This window comes from Flectobacillus sp. (assembly GCF_049240685.1).
GTDB lineage: Bacteria > Bacteroidota > Bacteroidia > Cytophagales > Spirosomataceae > Flectobacillus.
The window spans coordinates 1-23,267 of the sequence record NZ_JBMLSD010000218.1; the positions used below are offsets into that span (position 1 = coordinate 1).

The 23,267-nt window shown below is 36.7% G+C and carries 18 protein-coding genes; 12 read left to right on the forward strand and 6 right to left on the reverse strand.

The features are described 5' to 3' along the window. Positions 1-175 precede the first annotated feature (175 nt). On the forward strand, positions 176-1,459 hold the full coding sequence (locus tag ACOVQ4_RS09895) for a hypothetical protein (protein ID WP_421820490.1): 1,284 nt from the start codon (positions 176-178) through the stop codon (positions 1,457-1,459). A 41-nt stretch (positions 1,460-1,500) separates the two neighbouring features. Here ACOVQ4_RS09895 and ACOVQ4_RS09900 read toward each other — a convergent pair whose 3' ends face one another. Continuing rightward, complete coding sequence (locus ACOVQ4_RS09900) at positions 1,501-5,373, reverse strand: SNF2-related protein (RefSeq protein WP_421820491.1); 3,873 nt, start codon at positions 5,371-5,373, stop codon at positions 1,501-1,503. Between the two features lie 155 nt (positions 5,374-5,528). Here ACOVQ4_RS09900 and ACOVQ4_RS09905 point away from each other — a divergent pair, with 155 nt between their 5' ends. The 9 genes from ACOVQ4_RS09905 (at position 5,529) to ACOVQ4_RS09945 (ending at position 16,083) form a co-directional block, all read left to right on the forward strand. After that, positions 5,529-7,622: a ComEC/Rec2 family competence protein gene (locus ACOVQ4_RS09905; protein ID WP_421820492.1), complete on the forward strand. Its 2,094-nt coding sequence runs from the start codon at positions 5,529-5,531 to the stop codon at positions 7,620-7,622. A 162-nt stretch (positions 7,623-7,784) separates the two neighbouring features. Further along, entirely contained in the window at positions 7,785-10,361 is a 2,577-nt protein-coding gene (locus tag ACOVQ4_RS09910) for a zinc-dependent metalloprotease (protein ID WP_421820493.1), read from the forward strand. A 172-nt stretch (positions 10,362-10,533) separates the two neighbouring features. Then, positions 10,534-11,442, forward strand: a complete 909-nt coding sequence (locus tag ACOVQ4_RS09915) for a DUF72 domain-containing protein (RefSeq protein ID WP_421820494.1) — start codon at positions 10,534-10,536, stop codon at positions 11,440-11,442. A gap of 299 nt (positions 11,443-11,741) precedes the next feature. Further along, the gene (hisH, locus tag ACOVQ4_RS09920; protein WP_421820495.1) at positions 11,742-12,326 is read left to right on the forward strand and encodes an imidazole glycerol phosphate synthase subunit HisH; all 585 of its coding nucleotides are present in this window, start codon (positions 11,742-11,744) and stop codon (positions 12,324-12,326) included. A 70-nt stretch (positions 12,327-12,396) separates the two neighbouring features. Then, positions 12,397-13,119: a 1-(5-phosphoribosyl)-5-[(5-phosphoribosylamino)methylideneamino]imidazole-4-carboxamide isomerase gene (hisA, locus tag ACOVQ4_RS09925; RefSeq protein WP_421820496.1), complete on the forward strand. Its 723-nt coding sequence runs from the start codon at positions 12,397-12,399 to the stop codon at positions 13,117-13,119. A gap of 286 nt (positions 13,120-13,405) precedes the next feature. Further along, the gene (hisF, locus tag ACOVQ4_RS09930) at positions 13,406-14,161 is read left to right on the forward strand and encodes an imidazole glycerol phosphate synthase subunit HisF (RefSeq protein WP_421820497.1); all 756 of its coding nucleotides are present in this window, start codon (positions 13,406-13,408) and stop codon (positions 14,159-14,161) included. Positions 14,162-14,254: 93 nt separating this feature from the next. Next, positions 14,255-14,854 (forward strand): bifunctional phosphoribosyl-AMP cyclohydrolase/phosphoribosyl-ATP diphosphatase HisIE, encoded by a 600-nt coding sequence (gene hisIE, locus ACOVQ4_RS09935; RefSeq protein WP_283329176.1) that lies wholly within the window; start codon positions 14,255-14,257, stop codon positions 14,852-14,854. 44 nt (positions 14,855-14,898) lie between these two features. Continuing rightward, complete coding sequence (locus ACOVQ4_RS09940; protein WP_421820498.1) at positions 14,899-15,243, forward strand: phage holin family protein; 345 nt, start codon at positions 14,899-14,901, stop codon at positions 15,241-15,243. Positions 15,244-15,579: 336 nt separating this feature from the next. Beyond that, a complete protein-coding gene (locus ACOVQ4_RS09945) occupies positions 15,580-16,083 on the forward strand; it encodes an energy transducer TonB (protein WP_421820499.1) in 504 nt (167 codons plus the stop codon). A 50-nt stretch (positions 16,084-16,133) separates the two neighbouring features. Here the strand turns inward: ACOVQ4_RS09945 and ACOVQ4_RS09950 are convergent, their stop codons facing one another. The 5 genes from ACOVQ4_RS09950 to ACOVQ4_RS09970 all read right to left on the reverse strand — a co-directional run bounded on the left by ACOVQ4_RS09950 (position 16,134) and on the right by ACOVQ4_RS09970 (position 21,629). After that, entirely contained in the window at positions 16,134-16,523 is a 390-nt protein-coding gene (locus ACOVQ4_RS09950; RefSeq protein WP_421820500.1) for a hypothetical protein, read from the reverse strand. Positions 16,524-16,539: 16 nt separating this feature from the next. Beyond that, positions 16,540-17,685, reverse strand: coding sequence for a methionine aminotransferase (locus ACOVQ4_RS09955; protein ID WP_421820501.1), 1,146 nt, complete (start codon positions 17,683-17,685; stop codon positions 16,540-16,542). A 79-nt stretch (positions 17,686-17,764) separates the two neighbouring features. Then, the gene (nagA, locus tag ACOVQ4_RS09960) at positions 17,765-18,889 is read right to left on the reverse strand and encodes an N-acetylglucosamine-6-phosphate deacetylase (RefSeq protein ID WP_421820502.1); all 1,125 of its coding nucleotides are present in this window, start codon (positions 18,887-18,889) and stop codon (positions 17,765-17,767) included. A gap of 78 nt (positions 18,890-18,967) precedes the next feature. Next, positions 18,968-19,810, reverse strand: coding sequence for a hypothetical protein (locus ACOVQ4_RS09965; RefSeq protein WP_421820503.1), 843 nt, complete (start codon positions 19,808-19,810; stop codon positions 18,968-18,970). A 151-nt stretch (positions 19,811-19,961) separates the two neighbouring features. Continuing rightward, the gene (locus ACOVQ4_RS09970) at positions 19,962-21,629 is read right to left on the reverse strand and encodes an amidase (protein ID WP_421820504.1); all 1,668 of its coding nucleotides are present in this window, start codon (positions 21,627-21,629) and stop codon (positions 19,962-19,964) included. 258 nt (positions 21,630-21,887) lie between these two features. On the opposite strand from ACOVQ4_RS09970, the gene ACOVQ4_RS09975 reads away from it, so the two are divergent. Further along, positions 21,888-22,325, forward strand: a complete 438-nt coding sequence (locus ACOVQ4_RS09975) for a hypothetical protein (protein ID WP_095166143.1) — start codon at positions 21,888-21,890, stop codon at positions 22,323-22,325. 372 nt (positions 22,326-22,697) lie between these two features. Continuing rightward, positions 22,698-23,210: a D-glycero-alpha-D-manno-heptose-1,7-bisphosphate 7-phosphatase gene (locus ACOVQ4_RS09980; RefSeq protein ID WP_095166145.1), complete on the forward strand. Its 513-nt coding sequence runs from the start codon at positions 22,698-22,700 to the stop codon at positions 23,208-23,210. Positions 23,211-23,267 lie beyond the last annotated feature (57 nt).

Below are 23,267 nucleotides of genomic sequence, written 5' to 3' on the forward strand. Positions count from 1 at the left end.
GCTCCAAAATATTACAAAGACAGAAGCCACTCCAAAAGAGTGGCTTTTTTGTTTTTAGGAGGTTAATGATTTAAAAGAGTAGTTTTCTAAAAGATTGCTCTTTACTATTGATTTTTTGAATTTTTTATATTAAATTAAAGTATAAATTAACTTGTAAATAGCTTCTCTGCATTTTATGAAAAATCTACTCCAAATTTTTATACTAAGTATATGTTATACTACTGTAATGGCTCAAATAAATTTGTCAGGTACAGGATATTCTCAAGATTTTAATCAGTTAGCTTCTGGGTTACCTCAAGGATGGTCTATTCGAACTGGTGCCACTGCCCATAATCTGGGTAATGATATCTCAGGTGATTTTGTGGCTACTCCAACTCCAACAGTGATTGGTGCTAATGGAACTTATTGGAAGAATACAACGGCAAAATTTAAAAACTTTGCTTCCTTTAAATCCTCATTGATTGGTAACTATGTACAGCAAGCAAGTGAGCCCGATAGAGCATTAGGTGTTAGGCAAAGCTCTACATTGGGTGACCCTGGAGCTGCTTTTGTATTATGTATTGCTAATACACAGGCATTCCAAAATTTTCAATTGTCATTTGATTTACAATCTTTGGACGATACTAATGGCGAAAGACAAACAACATGGTCGGTCGATTATGGGATAGGTGATAGTCCATCTAACTTTTCAACAATATCTACAGGCTATACAACAGGAGCTAATCAGGTATTTAGTAACAGAATTAGTACAACTTTACCAGCTTCAGTGAATAATCAAAATCAAAAGGTATGGATTAGAATTGTAGCACTATCGGCTTCAACCAATCCATTAAATGCACCTAATCCAACTCGAACATCATCTGCTATAGATAATTTTAGTCTCTCTTATCAACTTATGCCAACTCCTATAATGCTGAGTAGTTTTACGGGAAATGTGCTAGAGAATCAAACTACAGAATTAAAATGGACAACTATTGAGGAATTGAATAATGCCTATTTTTCCATTGAAAGAAGTAAAAATATGATTGATTTTAGCGAGATAGCCAGGGTGATTACTCAGGGAAATTCAAAATATGATAAGTCGTATAGTATAGTGGACAAGCAGCCAGAGATAGGCTTAAATTACTATAGATTATGTCAGGTTGATAATGACTCAACTAAAACCTGTTTTAAGCCTATAGCGCTGAAAACAGAGCGGGTTGAATCGGGTCAACAAATTGGGATATATCCATCTTTATTTTCAAAAAATCAACCTTTGATGCTTACATGGATGCGTGAGGAGCCACCATCTATTGAAATTCATACAGTGAATGGAATACTTATACCTTATGAGGCTCGTCAGAGTGATAGTAAGAAATATATTATTCAGTTGAAGGAAGATACATTTAAGGGTTTGGCAATTGTTTCGGTATGGTGGAATTCTATCTTTGTTTTAAGCCAAAAAGTATTCGTTGAATAAAATAAGAAAAGCTGGATAAACCAGCTTTTCTTATTAATACATTAAGAGAACAAATCGATAATATCGTCTTGAGAAAGTTTTTTCAAGAAACCTTCTTCGGTACTAATTAAATCTTTAACCAAATCCTTTTTCTTTTCTTGTAAAAGAAGAATCTTTTCTTCAATGGTATCCTTACAAATCATTCGATAGGCAAATACATTTTTCTTTTGTCCGATACGGTGTGTACGGTCGATTGCTTGTTGCTCAACGGCTGGATTCCACCACGGGTCAATTAAATAAACGTAGTCTGCCTCAGTAAGGTTGATACCCACGCCACCTGCTTTGAGACTCATTAAGAACACACGACAGTTTTCGTCTTCTTGAAAACGATTTACACGATCTTCTCTATCTTGGGTTTTGCCATCAAGATATTCGTATGAAATATGGTGTTTTTCAAGATGCTCTCTGATTAAATCTAGCATTTTGAGAAATTGACTAAAAATCAAAATTTTATGATTTCCAGCATTCTCTTCTATCTCTCGTACAATTTCGTCTAATTTAGCCGAATTATTTTCAAGTGGTATTTCTGTGTTAATTAATGCAGGACTATCACAAATTTGACGTAGTTTCAGTAAACCTTCAAGAATCAAAAATGAAGCTTTTTCTTTACCATCTGTAGCCATTTTTTCTACAAGCTTTTGGCGGTATTCTTCTCTGTAAGAATCATATACCTTCCTTTGCTTTTTATCCATTTCACAGAAAATAATACTTTCTGTCTTTTCTGGTAAATCTTTAGCTACTTCTTCTTTGGTTCTTTTTAAAACAAAAGGGTAAACAATTTTACGCAAATGCGCTGCCTGTATTTTATCTTGTCCTTTATCGATAGGTGTGGCAAATTCTGATTTGAAAAACTCTTGACTACCTAATAAGCCAGGGTTGATAAACTCCATTTGAGAGAATAAATCAAATGTATTATTCTCGACAGGAGTACCTGTCATAACAAGTCGATTTTGGGCGTTTAGCTGTTTAACTGCCTTTGAAATTAAAGAATCTGGGTTTTTGATAGCTTGGGACTCATCCAAAACAACATAATTGAATGGAAATGATTTGAATAGCTCAATGTCCGAACGAACCATACCATAGGTTGTTAGAATAATATCATACTCATGCCAATGGTGATTGTTTTTTTGACGAGTACCACCACGATGTACAAAAAGCTTCAAGTCTGGGCAAAACTTACTTGCTTCAGCTTGCCAGTTGAAGATTAGAGTAGTTGGCAGAATAACAAGGTTTGTGGTGTCCTTATGGCGATTTTGTTGTTCTTGTAAAAAAGTTAACATCTGTAAAGTCTTACCAAGACCCATATCATCGGCAAGAATACCACCCCATTTGAATTCGTCAAGAAAAGAAAGCCATTTGTAGCCCTCAAGCTGATAATCTCGTAAAGTGGCTTTTACGTTGTGAGGAACAGCTACATTGGGAAGTTGCTTGAAATTGAGTAATTTTTGCTTTTTCTCAAATAATTCCTGTTGAATAGCAAAATTATCAATATCAGCACCTAATTCATCAAGGAGGGAAAAGTGAAGTTTTGAGACTTGAACGTTTTCTCCTTTAATTTTCCCCAACTTAAAGATATGCTCATATTTCATTAGCCATTCTTCTGGCAAAATCCCCAATGTTCCATCTTTGAGTTCAACATAATTCTGTTTTTTCAAAACAGCTTTTTGAATTTCTTTAAGAGAAACAGTCTGGTCGCCAAATACTACCTCGATTTTCATATCAAACCAATCAATTCCTGAGCTGGTTTTTACAAAAAAAGTAGCTTTATTCGGATTGTATTTGAATTTCTTTAACTCCTGAGTACCAAATATTTTGATATTCTCTTGCTTCATTTCTTCGAAGAAATGAAACAACCAATCATTCTTTAGTACTTCGTTGAAGCTTAAGTGAAAGAATGAATATTGCCCTTGAGATTGAAATTCAGCGTGTAATTGCTGAATCTTATCAAAGATTTCTTTTTCTAGAACAGCATTTCGCTCTTGGATGAGAATATCCCCATTAAGATAGTCGAGACGACTAGATTTGTGGTCGTACGTAAATTCATATTGAATAGGTTCTTTTTTGGGAAGTACTGCTTTTTTGGAACTACGTTTTTGGGGGATAATTTCAATAGAAGGCTCTTCTGGTAAAATTTGAGAATAAACAAATCTTGGCACAAAAAGAAGATTATGATCTTCTTCTTTCAATATAATTTTGGCTTCGATAAACTGCAACTCTTCCTTTTGGATATGTTCCTGAAGGTTTACTTCTAAATCAAACTTTTGACTTAGCGGAATAATAAAATCGTGAACAAAGCCTTCAAAATCCTCTTTTTTTACCTTAATTACCCCTTGGTTGTCGAGATAATGTAAAAGATTGGCAATTTCGGGAGATGCTACTTTGTGTAACTGTTCTCCATATTCGCGTATCCAGAAGCTATTAAGATTAAGTAATGAAGCTAGACGAATACGTTTTTTGAGAATACGAGTATAACCTTCTAATATAACAAACTCGGCGTCTTGGCGGAGTGTAAAAAACGGAATAATCCTTTCACTGGATAAAGTAATTGGAGTTAATTCGTGGTGCGAATTGAAATAAGGAGAGCTTGCTAGAAAAACATTTTTGCCCTGCAATAAATGGAATACTTTATCGAGTTGCTTGCTCATGTACTCCTCAATAATTGGTAGAGTATCGGCCGAAACTTGTTCTCGGTCAAGATAATCGTGGAAGTAATTGAGGCGTATTTCTTTTCTTTTAGCAAAAGCCTGAATTCCATCGGCATTGATGCTATTGATACCATGAATTACCTGTAGGTCTTCGTCAGAGAGTTGTGGAAAATCTTTGAACTGAGCAGAGTCGAAAGACTTAAAGCCTGACATTTTGCCTTGACCATTGATTTTACAAGAATACACTTCAAATTGAACATCGTTGAGATATTTGGCATCTTTAAAATGAACCACATAGATAATCTCACGAGTTTCTTGAAGGTTAGTTTCGTCGGTATTGATTTGAAAAGCATACTCTTCTGGACGGAAAATCTTATTGTTGATGATACGCCAGTTCTGATAAGAGCTAATTTTCTGAATACTTTTGTCTAACTTCACTAAGGCCACAGAGCCGTCTTGATTGATTTTGAAGTCGAATTTTCCTTTTAAATCATCTTCTAGGCTGAAGCCGTATTCTTGAAGAAGTTTATTTTTTTCGGAAGTATAATCACGCATTTTGTCAAATGGATTATACGTACCGTATTTTTCTCGAATAGCTAAAATAGCTTGAAGTTTATGCACACAAAGCTGCGCGTCGATAGAGGCGTGGCAAGAACACGAGGTAAAAATTTCTTGATTAAAACGTAGACGTTCAACTTTTACATGAAATGTTTCTTGTTTGTTGGATACATCTACTTCAGCAACACCATTGAGCGCATGAGTGATATTTACCTGAAACAGGTTATCATTACGTTTTTTCCAGTCCTCTTCCTGAACCAATTGTTTAAGCGACCAATCATCGAAGGAGCCAATTTTTAGAATGTGTTGAGCTGTGATAAACTTGGGTTTTGCAGCAGTTGTAGAAAGTTTTGACGAAGTTGGGTTCGTTTTGATATATTCTTTTAGTGTTAAAAGAGCAGCTACACGGTGTTTGCAGATTCCTCCCCAATCATATTCACAGTTACACTTGGTTCGAATAATTGAGCCATTCCAGTTTTTGATTTCAACTTGATAGAGTAATGGTCCTGACTCGCTTTTTACTCGATATTTAGCTTCACCAACGCCTTCGAGTTGGATGCTTTCGAGCTTACAAGCTTTGCTTTGAAATAATTGTACTCCTCTATTATGAACTTTAGGTAACGAATTCCCTTTTAAGAACTTATCTAATTTATCGCTAATCACTGAAGACATTTCTCGTGCGTGTATTTTGATTAATCCGCAAAGATACGGATATTAGATATGGTAATTCTGGAAAATTTCGAAAAATCCAGAAAATATTCAAATCTTATTGATTTTCAATGAGTTTTGTTACCAATGAGATTTTACACCAAATCATATTTATAGTCATGACACCTTTTGCACGCTTCCCTTTTTTGAGGTATGTAATATGCCTTATTGTTGGAATTTTATTGGCTCCCTATTTTGCTGGCTACTGGTTTGGACTTTTGATTAGTCTGACGAGCCTTTTCGTCTTGTACTTTTTTGCTTACCTAAAACTCCCAAAGTATCTAACAGGATTGTTGGGCTTGTTGATGATGATTAGCGTAGGAATCTTGGTGGTTGATATAAAAAGAGAAATCCTTCTCAAAAATCATTATTCTGACTTTACCGATACAAAAGCGGTTCATTTAGTAGAAATCGTAGAAATGGTAGAAGAAAAAACTAATTCTTGGAAGGCAATTGCCGAAGTAAAAGAGGTGATTAAAAATGATACAATATATTCAAGTCATGGCAAAATTTTATTATATGTCGATAAAAAAGCAGAAAGAAAGCCAGTGTTGGGAGAAAAATATTGGTTGGTTAATCACCTTCAAAAGATTGAAGCTCCCAAAAACCCTTATGAATTCGATTTCCAAAGATACATGGCCTTGCAAGAAATCTTCGACCAACAATATGTCAGAAAAGGTGACTTTGTATATGCAGGCAAAACTGAACATAAAAGTGTGTATTATTATGCAATGCTGTTGAATCGCTATGCAGATAGGGCAGTGGTGAAGTCCATTCCCAAAAAATCTGTACATGGTGTAGTTAATGCTATGGTTTTGGGCGTAAGAGACGAATTGGATTCGCCTTTGATGCAAGCCTATTCGGCAGCAGGCGCTATACATGTACTGTCGGTGTCGGGGATGCACGTCGGTATTATTTATCAAGTGCTGGTTATATTATTAGGCTTTCTTAAAAAAAGAAAAAGCCGATGGGGACAAACTACTTTCGTTCTTGTGGTGTTGAGCTTGCTTTGGTTTTATGCTTTCTTGACAGGACTTTCATCTCCTGTATTACGCTCGACATTGATGTTCTCGATGGTCTTGATTGCGGAGTTTATACACAAAAAACAAAACACCTATAATACGGTAGCATTCTCTGCTTTTGTATTGCTTTTATGGAATCCTAATTTCATTTTTCAGGTTGGGTTTCAGCTTTCCTATTTGGCAGTTTTGGGAATGTTATTTTTTCAACCTTTATTAGTTAAATTGTGGATAACTGATATCCACAGAGGTCTTCATGTAAGAATATTATACTGGTTTTGGGAACTGACTTGTGTGTCGGTCGCGGCCCAATTGGCTACTTTTCCACTGACAGTATATTACTTTCATCAATTTCCCTTATACTTCTTATTAGCCAATCCTTTTGTAATATTCTTTTCTACTTTAGTGCTTTGTGTAGGTTTGCTTTTTATTGTTATATATCCTGTTTTTCAGTTATTTAAGATAAATTTTGTTCTTGATTATCTAGCTAAGTTTTTAGAGTTTTTGACAGACTTATTAAATTATTCGGCCAAAATAACAGAGAAATTACCTCACTCGATGATGCAATTTTTACACTTTTCAAAATTAGAAGTAGGCTTAATTTTCGCACTGTTGATAACTTTTTCTGCACTGTGGATAACTAGGTCTTTTGTGTGGATAAAAAGTGGTGTTTTTTTACTAATTATCCTGATATTTCTGTATGTTGAAGAGCAAATTAATATTAGTGAGCAAAAGCAATTAGTTATCCATTGTATTCCGAAGGGGCATGTCATCAGTGTGCTGGATGGCACAAAAGCGTTGATTATCGGCGATAGTAACTTTATTGAGAACAAGAAGGAAATAGGATTCAGATTGAGCAATTATTTTTCAGAGAAAGGAGTGAAAGATACTTTGAGCGAAAGTTTGTTACAAACAAATGCAATTCGACAACTCACTTATCAACAATACAAATTGCTGTATATCCCTTACAGACTTAACAAGCAGAAAGTCGTATCGAGTACCATATTTGATTGGGTAATTATAGGAAACAAAGCAATCAAACAACTAGAAGACTTAGATGGTTTGAGGTATAAAGCTTTGCTTTTGGATGGTTCTTGCTCAGCCTATTATGCACAAAAGATTTTGAAACAATCTGAGGAGCGAGGAGTTAAAGCAGAGTATCTCCAACAAACAGGAGCAAAAGTTTTGTTTTAAAAAAAAACGCATTGGTCAACGATACCTTACATCATGTCGAAAAACTGTTACCGTTCATCACAAGCTATTTTTTTAATCGTGTATTAAAATCTATTTTCGTTATTGGATTATATCAAAAACACATACTAGAAACGTAAATTAACTCAAACACAACTATTCAACATGCTAAAAAATGCTACTAAAGTTTCCTTGGTTATGTTGTCGCTTGGTGTTGTATTACATGCACAAGGGCAAGATAAAAAGGGAGATTCAAAAGCTCCAGCTGCTACGCCAGCAGCTGCTGCAGCTCCTAAAGCGGATGCACCTAAGCCAGGGCCAAAGCCATACAAAGAGGTGATTACTGATAAAGCAAAAACTTCAAAAGGTTTGTTTACTGTTCATAAAATTGAAGATAAATATTTCTTCGAGATTCCAGACTCTTTGATGGGTCGTGAAATTATGACCGTAACGCGCGTTTCTAAATCTGCGACAGTGCCAGGTTCGGTAGGTTTGCCAGCTTATGGTGGTGAATTGCTAAACCGTCAAGTTATTCGTTTTGAAAAAGGACCAGATAACAAGGTTTTCTTGCGTGGGGTTCAGTATATCAATGTGTCGGCTGATTCAACACAACCAATTTACAAAGCTGTTCGCAACTCAAACGTTGACCCAATTGCTCAGGCGTTTGAAGTAAAAGCTTTCAAAAAAGACTCTGTTTCAAAATCTACTAATACGGTAATTGATGTTTCGGATTTCTTCAAAAGTGAAAACCAGATTATTTCATTGCCTCCTACTATTAAAACAGCCTATAAGCTGACAACTTTAGCTGCTGACCGTACATATTTGACTTCTATTAAAACGTATCCAATCAATACCGAGATTAGAGCGGTTCGTACTTATAATGGTGCGCCTTCTATGCCTGGTGCTCCAAGTGCAATGCCTTCGATTTCTTTGCCTTCGGTAGCTACAACGGGTGTGATGACAATGGAAGTGAATACGTCAATGATTTTGTTGCCAAAAGTACCAATGAAGAAACGTAACTTCGATCCACGTGTTGGTTTCTTCGCAAACGGTTACACTGTTTTTGATGAAAACTCACAAAGAACAGAAGACCAAACTTTTGCTGTTCGCTGGAGATTAGAGCCTAAAAATGCTGAAGACGCAGCAAAGCAAAAAAAGGGAGAATTGATTGAGCCTAAAAAACCAATCATTTATTATATCGACCCAGCTACTCCAGCAAAATGGAGAAAATACTTGAAAGCTGGTATCGATGATTGGCAAAAAGCTTTTGAAGCTGCTGGATGGAAAAATGCTATCCGTGGCGAAATTTTGGCAGACAACGACACTACCATTAGCCTCGAAGATGCTCGCTATTCGGCAGTTCGTTATTTTGCTTCTGATATTGAAAATGCCTACGGTCCAAACATTCATGACCCTCGTTCAGGTGAAATCTTGGAAAGTCATATCGGTTGGTATCACAACGTAATGAAGTTGTTGAAAAAATGGTACATGACTCAGGCTGCTGCCGTAGATCCGCGTGCTCGTAAAAGCAAATTTGATGAGGAGTTGATGGGTGATTTGATTCGTTTTGTATCATCTCATGAGGTTGGTCACACTTTGGGCTTGCGTCACAACTATGGTTCAAGTAGCACAGTTCCTGTAGAGAAACTTCGTGACCCAAAATGGATTGCAGAACATGGTCACACGCCTTCGATTATGGACTACGCTCGTTTCAACTACGTTGCACAACCAGAAGATGGGGTAAAAGATTTGTATCCAAGAATTGGAGAATATGATATTTGGGCAATCAAATGGGGTTACCAAACATTAGACGGTGCTACTCCTGAAGACGACCAAAAAACCTTGAGTAAAGAGTACATCCAAGAAATTGCGAAGAACCCAAGAATTTGGTTCGGTACAGAAACTAATCCTTACGATCCACGCTCACAAAGCGAATGTTTGGGTGACAACAACATGTTGGCGAGTGAATACGGTATCAAAAACTTGAAGCGTATTGTACCAAACTTGATTGATTGGACAAAAGAAGAAGCTCAAGATTATGATATGTTGACTGAAGCATATAACGAAATCGTTACACAGTATCGTCGTTATATTGGTCATGTAGTGAAAAACGTTGGTGGTATTTTTGAAACACCAAAATCAGCCGACCAAACAGGTGTTGTGTATGAGCCAACACCAAAAGCTACGCAAAAAGAAGCAATCACTTGGTTGAACAAGTATGTATTTGATACACCAACTTGGTTATTGGAAGAGAAAATTATTGCTCGTATTCGCCCTGACCAAGGTTTAGATGCTATCTCAAGAATTCAAGATGCAGCCTTGTCAAGCATTTTTGCAATCGACCGTTTACAACGTTTGGTAGAAACACAAGCAAAATATCCAACAGCTTATGGTATCGACGAAATGTTGACAGATGTAAAATCAAATGTTTTTGCAGAGCTTAAAACTAAAAAAGCAACAGATAGCTTCCGTCGTAACTTGCAGAAAAGCTATGTTGAGAAATTAATTGCTACAGCTAATGCTTCTGGTGCTTCTATGTCTGGTGGTTTCTCATTTAGAGGTACTGTAGTTCCTCCAGCAGTTGACCCTCGCAAAACTGATATCGTATCAGTAAGTCGTGGACATTTGTTGGCGTTGAAAGATGAAGTAAAAGCTAGCTTGCCATTGATTCAAGACAAAATGACAAAATACCATTTACAAGATATTTTGTTCAGAATTGAAAAAGGCTTAGATCCAAAATAATCAATAGCCCAAACGCACAGAAGCATATTCAGTAGATACGTCGTATGATATGCTTCTGTGTATAAAAACTATTGAGTACAATGAATTACGAAAATCCTACTAGCAATAGTGGGATTTTTGCTTTATATGGTAACTTTATTGCGGAATTGGATAGAGAAAATCAATTAATGAAATGGACTTTGGAAAACTTTCAAAATTTGATGTAGGGCGGGTCGATTTTACTCTCTTACAAGATAATACCTTTAATTTGGAGGTATTGGATGGAACAAAAAAGACAAAACCTAAAGTCTGGATAGGTTGTCCTATTTGGGCTAATAAAGATTGGAATGGGAAAATATATCCTTTTACGGCCAAAAACCAAGATTACCTTTCTTTATATGCCAAGCAATTCAACACAATTGAATTGAATGTGACACACTACCAAATACCCAATGAAGAAACTATTCAGCGCTGGGTTGCCGAAACAGGCAATGACTTTTTGTTTTGCCCAAAATTCCCGCAGGTGATTTCGCATGATAAGCAATTACAAAATGCTCAAGAGATAAGTCAGCTGTTTTGCGATAGTATTTTATCGTTGGGCGATAGACTAGGTTCAAGCTTTTTGCAATTGGCTCCACAATTTGGTCCAAGACAATTACCTATTTTAGAGAAATATATTCAAACTATACCCCAGCAATTAAAATTCTCGGTGGAATTCCGAAATGAAGATTGGTTTAAAAATCCAACTATTTGGCAAAATACCCTTCAAATGCTTAAATCTTACCAAGTTGGAACAGTCATAACCGATGTAGCTGGACGACGTGATGTTTGTCATCAGAGCCTGAGTACCACTACTGCAATGATTCGTTGGGTTGGCAATGAGCATCCTTCTGATTATAAACGAATAGATGAGTGGGTACAAAGAATCAAACAATGGTTGGATACTGGCTTAGAAGAATTATACATTTTTGTACATATCTGTGAAAATACCATTGCGCCCGAAATGGCGAATTATTGGATTCAAGAGCTAAATATGCATTGTAATTTGGCGATTAATCCTCCCAAATTTTTACCCAAAATAGAACAAATGAGCTTGTTTTAAAGAAATGATAAATACTTGAATCGCAGATAAATGCAAAAATAGATAGATAATACTTGGTGTTTGTATATTCTTCGTCTAACTTTGTGACATGAACAGCACAATTACACATCATCATCACCACTTAATTTCCTAAACGGGAATGGGCTGATGCGTGTTTGTGCCATTTTGAAGATTTGAATTATTCAAAATATACAAAAAGCCTGATTCCTTACCGAGTCAGGCTTTTTGTATTTTGGCAGTATCCTAAAAATTACTTTGAAGGCTCTAACCGATAAGCCTGACCATAAATTTTACCGTAAATGAAAACTGTAATTATTAAGTATAATGCTGGTAATGTTCAGAGTGTTATGTACGCCATGGATCGCATTGGCGCATCTTATCTTTGGACCGACGATGAGCAAGAAATTCGTACTGCCGATAAAGTGATTTTCCCTGGTGTTGGAGAGGCAAGTACTGCTATGAGCTATTTAAGAGAAAAAGGCTTGGATAAAGTTATTCCTTCTTTGACACAACCTGTACTTGGTACCTGTGTAGGTATGCAATTGATGTGTCGTCATTCTGAAGAAAATAATACCCCTTGTATGGGAATTTTTGATTTGGATGTAAAGCGTTTTGATTCTAGCAATTTTAAAGTCCCACATGTAGGTTGGAACAATATTTACAATCTCAAAACTGACCTGACACAAGGCTTGCGAGAAAACAGCTATATGTATTTTGTGCATAGTTATTTTGCTGAATTGAGCCCCTATACCGTTGCAGAATGTAATTATGTGCAACCATTTTCGGCAATGCTTCAAAAGGATAACTTCTATGCAGCGCAATTTCATACAGAAATTAGTGGAAAAGAAGGTCAGTTGATTTTGGAAAACTTCCTGAAGCTATAACTCATTAGTAAAGAAATCATTTTGCTCAAGCTTTTAGCTTGTTGCTCAACATAAACAGAACAATATTGCGATGATTCAGATTATTCCAGCAATTGATATTATCGATGGCAAGTGTGTACGTCTTACCCAAGGAGATTATTCTCAGAAAAAAACTTATAACGAAAATCCTTTAGAAGTTGCCAAGTCATTTGAAGATGCAGGTATTCAGCGTTTGCATTTGGTTGACTTAGATGGTGCTAAACAAAAACGCATTATCAACCATAAAGTTCTTGAAACTATTGCGACTAAAACTACGCTACATATTGATTTTGGAGGAGGTGTACAGTCAAACGAAATGATTCAGTTGGCTTTTGATTATGGTGCCAAACAAGTAACGGGTGGTAGCGTAGCAGTAAAAAATCCAGAATTGTTCGAAAAATGGTTACAAGAATATGGTGGTGAAAAAATCATTTTAGGCGCAGATGCTAAAGATGAAAAAATTGCCATTTCTGGTTGGGAAGAGTCAACAGAAAAATCAGTGTATGATTTTGTTGGAGAATATATTGCCAAAGGAGCAAAATATACGATTTCAACAGATGTAGCAAAAGATGGTTTATTACAAGGACCAAGTTTTGACTTATACCAAAAACTTCAAGACCGTTTTGCTGACTTACATATCATTGCAAGTGGTGGAGTATCTGAATTGAAAGATATTATTCAGTTAAACGAAATGAATGTTTTTGGTGTAATCGTAGGAAAAGCTATTTACGAAGGGCGTATTACGTTGAAGCAATTAGCCGATTTTCATAAATAGAGGAGATTAGTTAAGTTAGTGGGCAAAATAAAATTTTATTTTTTAGCTTTCGGCCTTAAGCTATGGGCTTTCGGCAATAATATATCTTTAGTTACTAAAAAACATGTTAAAACTCTTTGCTTGTTGCTTAGTGCCTAAAGCAAACAACTTAAATCTTATTCTGCACCATTACTTATATTGATGATTTTATTAAAAACATTATTACACTCTTAGCTTACGGCATAAAGCCTAAAGCCTAGTTTGAATAAAATGCCTACTAATTTAGGTTTACTTACAACTTCTTATCATGCTAACGAAAAGAATTATTCCTTGTTTGGACATAAAAGACGGTAGAACTGTAAAAGGAACTAACTTCGTTAATCTCCGCGATGCTGGCGACCCTGTAGAATTGGGTGCTATTTACGCCGAACAAGGAGCTGACGAATTGGTATTTTTGGATATTACCGCAACAGTAGATAACCGTAAAACCTTGATTGATTTGGTGCGTAATGTAGCACGCCATGTCAATATCCCTTTTACGGTAGGCGGAGGTATCTCTTCCATCGACGATGTTTCGGCATTATTGAATGCGGGTGCTGATAAAGTTTCTATTAATTCCTCGGCTGTTCGTCGACCAGAATTGATTAACGAATTAGCACTACAATTTGGTTCTCAATGTATTATCGTTGCAATTGATACTCGATTTGTAGAAGGCGAACATATTGTGCATACACACGGTGGACGCAAACCTACCGAATTGCGTACTATTGCTTGGGCAAAAGAAGTAGAAGACCGTGGAGCTGGTGAAATTCTGTTGACTTCTATGGATACAGATGGCACAAAAGCTGGTTTTGCCAATGAGCTTACGGCTACTATTTCTGCAAATTCTTCTATTCCAATTATCGCTTCGGGTGGTGCTGGAACTATGGAGCATTTTACAGAAGTGTTTACCACAGGAAAAGCTGATGCTGGATTAGCTGCAAGTATCTTCCATTTTAAGGAAATAGATATTATTGAACTAAAACAGTACCTTCAAAAACAAGGAATTTCAGTAAGATTATAAATAATTCAAAATTGTAGAAGATGAATTGTGAATGATGTCATTTACAACTTATCGTTTGCAATTCATCATTCACACATTTATTAACAAAGAGCTATGCAATTAGATTTTGAAAAACAAGGAGGCTTGATTCCTGCCGTTATTCAAGATGCCAAATCCGACAAAGTATTAATGTTGGGATATATGAATCAAGAGGCGTTGGAAAAAACAGAGAAGGAAGGTGTGGTTACATTCTTCAGTCGTTCAAAGCAACGTCTTTGGACTAAGGGAGAAACCTCAGATAATTTTTTACATGTAGTCGAAATTTTGAAAGACTGTGATGAAGATACACTTTTAATTAAAGTTAATCCAGCTGGTCCTACTTGTCACACAGGTGCTGACACTTGTTGGAATGAGGTAAATGCACCAGGGCAGGCAGGTTGGTTGAATTACTTGAAAGCTGTCATTCGCGAGCGCAAAAATAACCCTTCCGAAAAATCATACACAGCAAGTTTGTTTGAAAAAGGAACCAATAAAATTGCCCAAAAAGTAGGAGAGGAGGCTGTCGAGCTAGTGATTGAAGCCATGGACAACAACAATGATTTGTTTAAGGGCGAAGCCGCAGACTTATTGTTTCACTATTTGGTATTGTTGGAGCAGAGAGGTATTGATTTTGACGAAATCATTGACGTACTTCGTACAAGACATAGCAAGTAGCTATTGTCGAAGCTCAAACATCTTCAAACCTTTTTATACAAACAATGGTCAATTTCATCATTAAGTATTTATTGATTGCGATTGCTGTGATTGTATTTGCCAAATACATCGATGGTATCGTAATACAGGATGATAACTTTATTATATCCTTAAAAGTGGCTCTAGCGATGGGTTTTGTAAATACCTTCCTCAAGCCTGTGCTCAAAATTATTAGCTTTCCTATTACCCTTCTTAGCTTAGGATTATTTTTATTGGTAATCAATGTGATTCTGGTGTATTTGGTATCGCATTTTGTTACGGGCTTTGATGTCCACGGGTTTGTTCCTCCCTTATTATTCAGCTTTGGTATCTCTGTGGTATCCACAATTTTAGGGTGGATTTTAGACTAATGAAAAAAATGAGTAAACCTTATTTTAATTAAGGTTTACTTTTTTTTTGCGTGCCATTTTTGGTACAGAAAAAGAAAATGTTTGATTAATGGTAAAATAAAGGATTTTATTTTAAAACCTTCATTATTCTTCCTATCTTCGTGCCCTCCAAAATACACTCACTTTTCTTTTTGGCATATTTTTTGAATTGTTAGCCAACAAATTGCAAGATAAATAGTTATGTCTTTTGTGTTACCCTTGACTAGAACCGCCAATGTGGTCAAGAGCACAAACCTGACAGGGTTTGTCCGATTGATAATTAACTGAGTAGTTACATTTGAATTAGTCTATTAACACATGAAAAAGATCCTTCTTTTATTTTTAATCTCGTTACTTACATTTCAAATACAAGCTCAAAAGAGTAAGTATGTTTCATCGACCATCAAGCCACAAGAGCGTTCTAATATTGAAAAGTCGCTCAATTGGGCATCTACATCACCTCAACATATTTCTGATACAAGAGGCTACGAAATTGGAGTTAGTGCAGCTCCTGTTGATAGAGATTCTATCTATCACGAGGTTGATATTGCACCTTCTTTTCCTGGTGGAGATGAGTCGATACGTCGATTTATTGCACAAAACCTTATTAAACCGAAAGGGTCAAAAGGTGAGGTTGTTTTGGTGAAGTTCTTAGTTGAACGCTATGGTGAAATTAGCAAAGTTCATATTGTAGAAAGTAATGGCGACCCTCAAATCAGCGCTGAAGCAATCAGAGTTGTGAAAAAAATGGGGTCATGGAACCCTGGTAAAATTAGAGGGGTAGAGGTAGCATCTTATTATGTGTTACCTGTAAGATTTTAAGAATGTAACTTATAGATATAAACAAAAAGGCTCGAATTTCGAGCCTTTTTTTATGGAGTACCATGCTGAAAAGTTATTTCGGTTGCAATGCCCATAGCACTAAATCGAATACCCATAGACAATGCTGTAGATTTCTGTGTCTTGTTTTGACAATGTGTGCCCGGTTCAAAAAAGTAAATATAGTATTTTTGATTACGGTCGGCCAACTGTTGAATGTCTGGTTTTCCTAAGTAATCATCCATATCATTGGCACTAACGCCTCTTATTTCTTCTTTCAGGCTTTTTACTTTTTCTAACATGGCTAATCGTTTTCCCTGACAACCACCTCTATCTGACTTCCATGTTTCCAAATCGAGTCCTTCCAACTTGGGTTGCTTGGTACAAGCTACAGTACTAATCAATAAAAATATCCCGATGAACCCGTTGATAATTTTTTTCATGTTGATAAATATTTTGTTATAATTTACTCAATCGCTCGCCAGCTATCTCTAAGGTTTGGTCATCTTTGGCAAAACAAAATCTCAAAATTTTGTAATCGTTTTTCTGATGATAAAAAACAGAAACAGGAATGCTAGCTACACCGATTTCTTTGGTAAGTCGCTGTGCTAGTGCCAAATCGTTCTCGTCGGTAATGTTAGCATAATTGACACACTGGAAAAAGCTACCACTTGCTGGAATCCATTCAAATCTACTGCCCTGAATACATGCAATAAACTTATCTCGCTTTTCTTGATAAAACTGCGATACTGACAAATAGTTATCAGGTTCTTGTAAAAACTCAGCTAATGCATATTGAATAGGCGTTACGGTTGAAAATGTAAGCCATTGATGGACTTTTCTAAACTCTTCGCTGAGCTGTTGTGGCGCTAAACAATACCCCACTTTCCAACCAGTAACATGAAATGTTTTACCAAACGAGCCACATACAAAGGTACGCTTTTGAAGCTCAGGATGACGAATAGGGCTCCAATGATGATGACCATCAAAGATAATGTGCTCATATACTTCATCGCTGACGATAAAAATATTGGTATCCTTGACAATGGCTGCTAGCTGTTCAAGGTCGTCTTTGCTCATGACCGTTCCTGTTGGATTGTGGGGCGTATTGAGCAAAATAAGTTTTGTCTTTTCTGTGATTTTGGCTTTTACAACGTTCCAATCTATCTGGTAGTTATTTTCTGGAGTAAGCGTAACATAGACAGGAATACCGCCGTTGAGGCGAACGGCTGGTTCGTAAGAATCGTAGTTTGGCTCAAGTAGGATAACCTCGTCGCCAGTTTGTACCACAGCTGTGATGGCGGCATATAGTGCCTCAGTTGCACCCGAAACAATGGTCACCTCTTGGTCGGGATGATAGGAAATGCCGTAAAGATCTGATGTTTTTTGTGCAATGATTTCACGCAAAGGCTGAATTCCAGACAATGGAGCATATTGGTTCATGCCTTTGCGTAAATATTTTTCAACTAATTCAATCAATTTGGGAGAGCACTCAAAATTAGGAAAACCTTGAGACAAATTAAGTGCGCCGTGGTCATTGGCTAGTTTAGACATGACCGTAAAAATGGTAGTACCAATATGGGGTTGCTTAGATTGTAATTGCATGTAAAAAATCTGCCATTGTGAACATGCAAAATAAGGTAAGGATTGGCAAGTATCCCAATATATCGACAAGTATTAGGGCTTAAATTTCAAGAAACCATTCGAGATATCCTTGTTCTATAATTCCCTGAACCTCTAAGTCTTCGTTGAAAATAACCATATTAGCAGGAAATCCTTCTTCTATCTTACCCAAAGTTTGGTCTTGTTGGATAGCTTGGGCTGGATATGTAGAGGCCATACGCAAGGATTCGTCGAGAGAAATACCTACTTTTAAGTAACAATTAATAACTCCCTGAATCATAGTGAGCGCCGAACCTGATAAAATACCATTGGTATCGGTATAGCGGTCGCCAGCATGTATAAACTTATAATCGCCCGAGGTGTCCTCGGTAACGGCATCGGTGATGATAAAGAGGCGTTCGCCCATCATTTTTTTCGAAATACTTACCGTCGGATAACTTACGTGTACGCCATCAGGAATAATACTTGCCCAAACATCACTATCATAAGTCGCACCTACAAGACCTGGCTCACGACTCTGAAACTGTGACATGGCATTGAAAAGATGGGTAACTCTTTTAATACCTTTATCAAAAGCCTCTGTTGCTTGTTCGTAAGTCGCAGAACTATGTCCCGCCGCAATAATGATATGACTGTCGAGTAAATATTCAAGTTGCTCCTTGGTAAATTCCTCTGGTGCTATTGTCATGTAGGTAGGTAAACCCTTTGAGGCTTCTACTATTTGAATGAGCTCTTCATTAGTAGGTTTTCGAATAAATTCGGCTACGTGTGCACCTCTTTTTGGAAAACTAAAAAACGGTCCTTCTAAATGTAAGCCCGCCAAACCTTTTCCACCTTGTGCCAAATAGTCTTTCGCGACTTGAATTGCCTCCAAGATTTTGTCAAGAGGAGTAGACGAAAGAGTAATTTGAAAATGACTTGTGCCTGAGCGACGTATTTCCTGATAAGTTTTTTGAATAGTATGAATACTTGTGCTAGAATTAAAAAGACTTCCACCGCCTCCATAAATTTGGATATCGATAAAAGACGGGGCTATGGATAAGCCTCTCATATCTACAGTCGAAAGTTCATGTTCAATTTGTTCTTCAGGAATAATTTTCAAAACACTGTCATCTTTGATAACAATGGCATGTTGTTCCAAAACTTTTGAGGAAGTATAAATCTTGCAGTTTTTTAATGCATACATAAGTTAAATGGTTAATGGAGTAAATGAGGTAAGTTTCGTAGTAGTGTGTATAAAATAGGTCGATGAGAAGATAAACTCTTATTGAATTGTTTCTACGTCGACCACAATTTTCCAATTATTGATAGATTCTTGTTGCCAAATTCTCAGAAAACTGCCCTTAATGTCTTTATCTGCAGCTTTTCCAGAAATGCTTCCATAAACACAAGCAAAGTCTGTGGCCTGAGATACAATAGTTTTGAGACCTGTATAAATCAGTTTTTTCTGATAATTTTTTTGTAAAAAAGCTATCGCATTGGTTTTTCCCTCAATTGGTAAGAAATTGTCTCTAATTAAAAGAATATTCTCAGAAAGATGGGGTTCGTGTGGATTTAAGGCCGTTTTTGCATTTTTCCAATAATAAAAATCCTTCATAAACACAAAACGCTCTGCTTGAATTACCGCATTATTGGTTGGCTTAAAAGTGCCAATTCTTTCTTTGAGTACTTGGTTGGAATTGGCTTTGTGTGCCACACCTATATCTGCACGAACACGCCAATCGCCTGTATTTTGTTTTTGCCAAAGTGTTACAAATGTACCAGTTGCGGAGGCTGGCGCTTGCTCATTAGCAGAAGCTTGCCAATTACCAATAGAATATCCCAAATCGCCCGAAAGCGCCATTCCTGCATAAATCGGTTGCCATTGTAATAAACTTTCTGGCTTTTTATTTTTCCAGACCTCCAAACCATTATGAGGCATTCCTTTTTCAAAAACTACGCCATCAGGCGCTAAAAAATAAAGAAAGGCCGCTGGTGTATTTTTATCTAATGCCATTTTAGCAAACGCCTTTTCCGTCGCAATCATTTGAGCGATAGCTTCTTTGGGTAAGGTATCTTGAAAACGGAAAGCCGTCAATAACAAGCAGATAAAAAAAGTAAATCGCATATCTTATGAATATTGAGTGATTGAGTGGTTTGTGATTTAGTGATTTTTACAAATGTCTATCTCATCTGACGTAATGCTTTGTAAATTATAGATTAAAAATTAATCACTCATTCGCTCAATCACTCAATAGTTAAAGTTACAATGAAAATCGCTATTTCTTGAGCCACTCTGGGTGCTTTTTGTGGAAATCAGTAGCATCTTGGTAAATTTTGGCTACCTCTAGCAACTTGCCTTCTCCAAACAATTTCCCCATAAAAGTAATACTTGTTGGGCGTCCTTCCGGACGGAATCCATTGGGTAATACTACACAAGGATGCCCTGACAAATTGGTTAAGGTCAAGTTGGCATTACCAAAGGCTGGTGAAATATAAACGTCTATATCTTTGAGTTTAGTCTCCATATCCTGAATAAGCTTGGTACGGAGGCGATTGGCCTGTAGGTATTCTACCGCAGGAATAAAACGAGAAGCGCGGAATGAATTTGGCCAAGCATTCTTGATTTGTCTGACCATCATATCATCTTTTCCATTGCGTGTTAGCTCATCAAATGCGGTGGCTGCTTCGGCACTCAGGATAATAGTCATATCTCCTACTGGGTAATTTGGTAGTTCAAGAGGAATTAACTCTGCCCCCAATTTGCGTAAAGTTACCAAGGATAGAGAATCCTGAGTCTTGGTTGGATAATTTCGGTCAAAATCTTTTTTCAAATAAGCAATTCGGATACCTTTCAAATCTTTTCTATTTCCATTAAAACTAAACGAAGCGTCAATGGTACTTAGGTCTTTTCCGTCGGTTCCTTTGATGGCATTGAATACAATCGCACAATCTTCGACTGTTCTACAAATAGGGCCAAGTTTATCCATCGACCAGCTCAATGCCATTGCACCTGTACGAGGCACACGACCAAAACTTGGACGTAAGCCCGTTGTCCCACATTCGGAAGAAGGTGATACAATAGAGCCTAACGTTTCGGAGCCAATCGCAAATGGTAATAGTCCTGCCGAAACAGATGACGCCGAACCTGCCGAAGAGCCTGACGAACCACGTTTGAGGTTCCAAGGATTTTTGGTTGTACCTCCAAACCAAACATCTCCCCAAGCGAGCTCACCAAGGGTTAGTTTGGCACAAAGCACAGCGCCAGCTTCTTCGAGACGAGTAATCACAGTGGCATCATAGTCCAACACTTGGTCTTTGAAAGGTACAGAGCCCCAGGTGGTTTTGTATCCTTTTTTGGCTAATAAATCTTTAGCGCCATACGGAATACCATGTAATAAGCCTCTATATTTTCCTTTGGCTATTTCTGCATCGGCTTTTTTGGCTTGTTGAATCGCCAAATCTTCTGTGAGCGTAATCACACATGCCAACTGTTTGTCGTAGGTTTTTAGTCTTTCCAGAAAAAACTGCGTTAGTTCTAATGAGCTAATTTGTTTGGTTCGAATCAATTCAGCCAATTCGCGAACACTCATAAAAGCCAAATCGCTTTTATTTACAGGAAGTTTAACACCAGAAGTTAGTGAAGGTATAAATTTTGATGGAGCTTTGTCAAAAGTAAATCCTATGGGTAAAGGATTAAAGGTTACAGCTGGGGCTACCTCATTGTTGATAGATACTTTTCGAATTTCTTCAAAATTTCTTCGATTATCAGTCACATCAAAAATCATAGAATCAGCTTCAGCTTCGGTAAATTCCAATCCTAACAATGATTGAGCGTGACGGATAACATTGGTTGTGATAGGTTGATTTTCAAGTTTTTGATTTATAAAAGCTCCAAGAAATAAGCTACCAACGCAAGCCAATGGTAGTACGTAATGTTTTTTCATAGAATTGATATTAGTTTGTTAAATGTATGAAATAAGAGGGTTTTGCTCTACTTTAAAGTTAAGTCAAAATGAGAAAGAATTGTTTGATGAAAGAGAAATTTAGCTCAACATCAAAGATTGAAAGCGAAATGAAATAACAAATAATTGAGAATTTTCGAGAATAACATATAGTCCGATTTTTTTGTTGATTATCTTTGGCACAGCAAATCTATTGGATAGCGCCACTTTGAATTTTTAACAAACAAAAAACATATTATTATGTACGAGATTCTAGTAACTTCTCACTCTTACCTTCGTTGGCTTGTGTTAATGTTGGGTTTGGCTACAACGATTAGTGCCATTATGGGCAAAACTTCAAAAGCGCAGTTTTCAGATGGTGATCGTAAATTGGGTCTTTTCTTTATGATTTCATGCCACACACAATTGTTACTAGGCTTAGTTCTTTACTTTGTGAGTCCGTTTGGTGCCAAGGCATTCGAAATGGGTATGAAGGAAGTAATGGGCAATGCTTTTTATCGTAAAATCGCTGTTGAGCACGTATTTACTATGATTATTGCTATCGTTTTGATTACGGTAGGTCATTCAAAAAATAAGCGTGAAACGAGTGATGCAAAAAGATTTAACAACGCATTGATTTTCTTTGGATTAGGCTTGTTATTGATTCTGGCTGGTATTCCTTGGAACAAAGCGGTTTAGGAATTAAGTATTGATAATTGCATTATTGCGCTCTAGGCCATAAGCCCTAGGCGTTAGGCAAAAATGTATTCATGATTTTGTTAGAAATACTTTTTGCTTATAGCGCAATGCACGGATAAAATAAGTTTGTCCACCAACCAGACATTCTTTAAAAAAGGCTTATCAGATATTTCTGATGAGCCTTTTTTTTACCTTTCAATCAAATTTGAAGATTTATCGACGATAAAAGTTTGAAAAGTAGTTATTATTTATAATTTTTATTAAAAAAAATATTCAATAAATTATATAAAAACCTATTGGGATTTCTTCTTATCATTTTGAAAACACATCAATTGACCATTTTTATATAAAACTGATTAACTTTGTAAGGATATGAATAAGTGTATTTTTTTAGATAGAGATGGTGTTTTGAACGTAGATAGAGTGGACTACGTTTATCGCATCGAAGATTTGATTATTCCCGAAGGAACAGTAGAAGCGCTGGAGCGCTTGAAGGCTGCGGGCTACTTGTTGATTGTCATTACAAACCAATCGGGTATTGCGAAGGGTATCTACACGCGCGATGATGTATGGATGTGCCATAATTACTTCCAAGAGCAATGTGGACATTTATTAGATGACCTGTATTTCTGTCCTCATCACGAAAACTTCAACTCGGCATCTCTTACTCGTAAGCCTGGCTCGCTGATGATTGAAAAGGCTATTGCCAAATACAAAATCGACCCAGACCAATCTTGGATGATTGGCGATGCACATCGTGATATTAAAGCGGGACATCGTGCGGGTGTAAAAACGATACATTTAACCGAAAAACCTGAAGAGTCATTTTCTGAAATTACGACAAATACTTTGTTGGAAGCAAGCCAGATAATTGTTCCAGCTTAGGATTGGAAGATATATTCTAACAAAAAAGCCTCTAGGATTGATTCCAGAGGCTTTTTT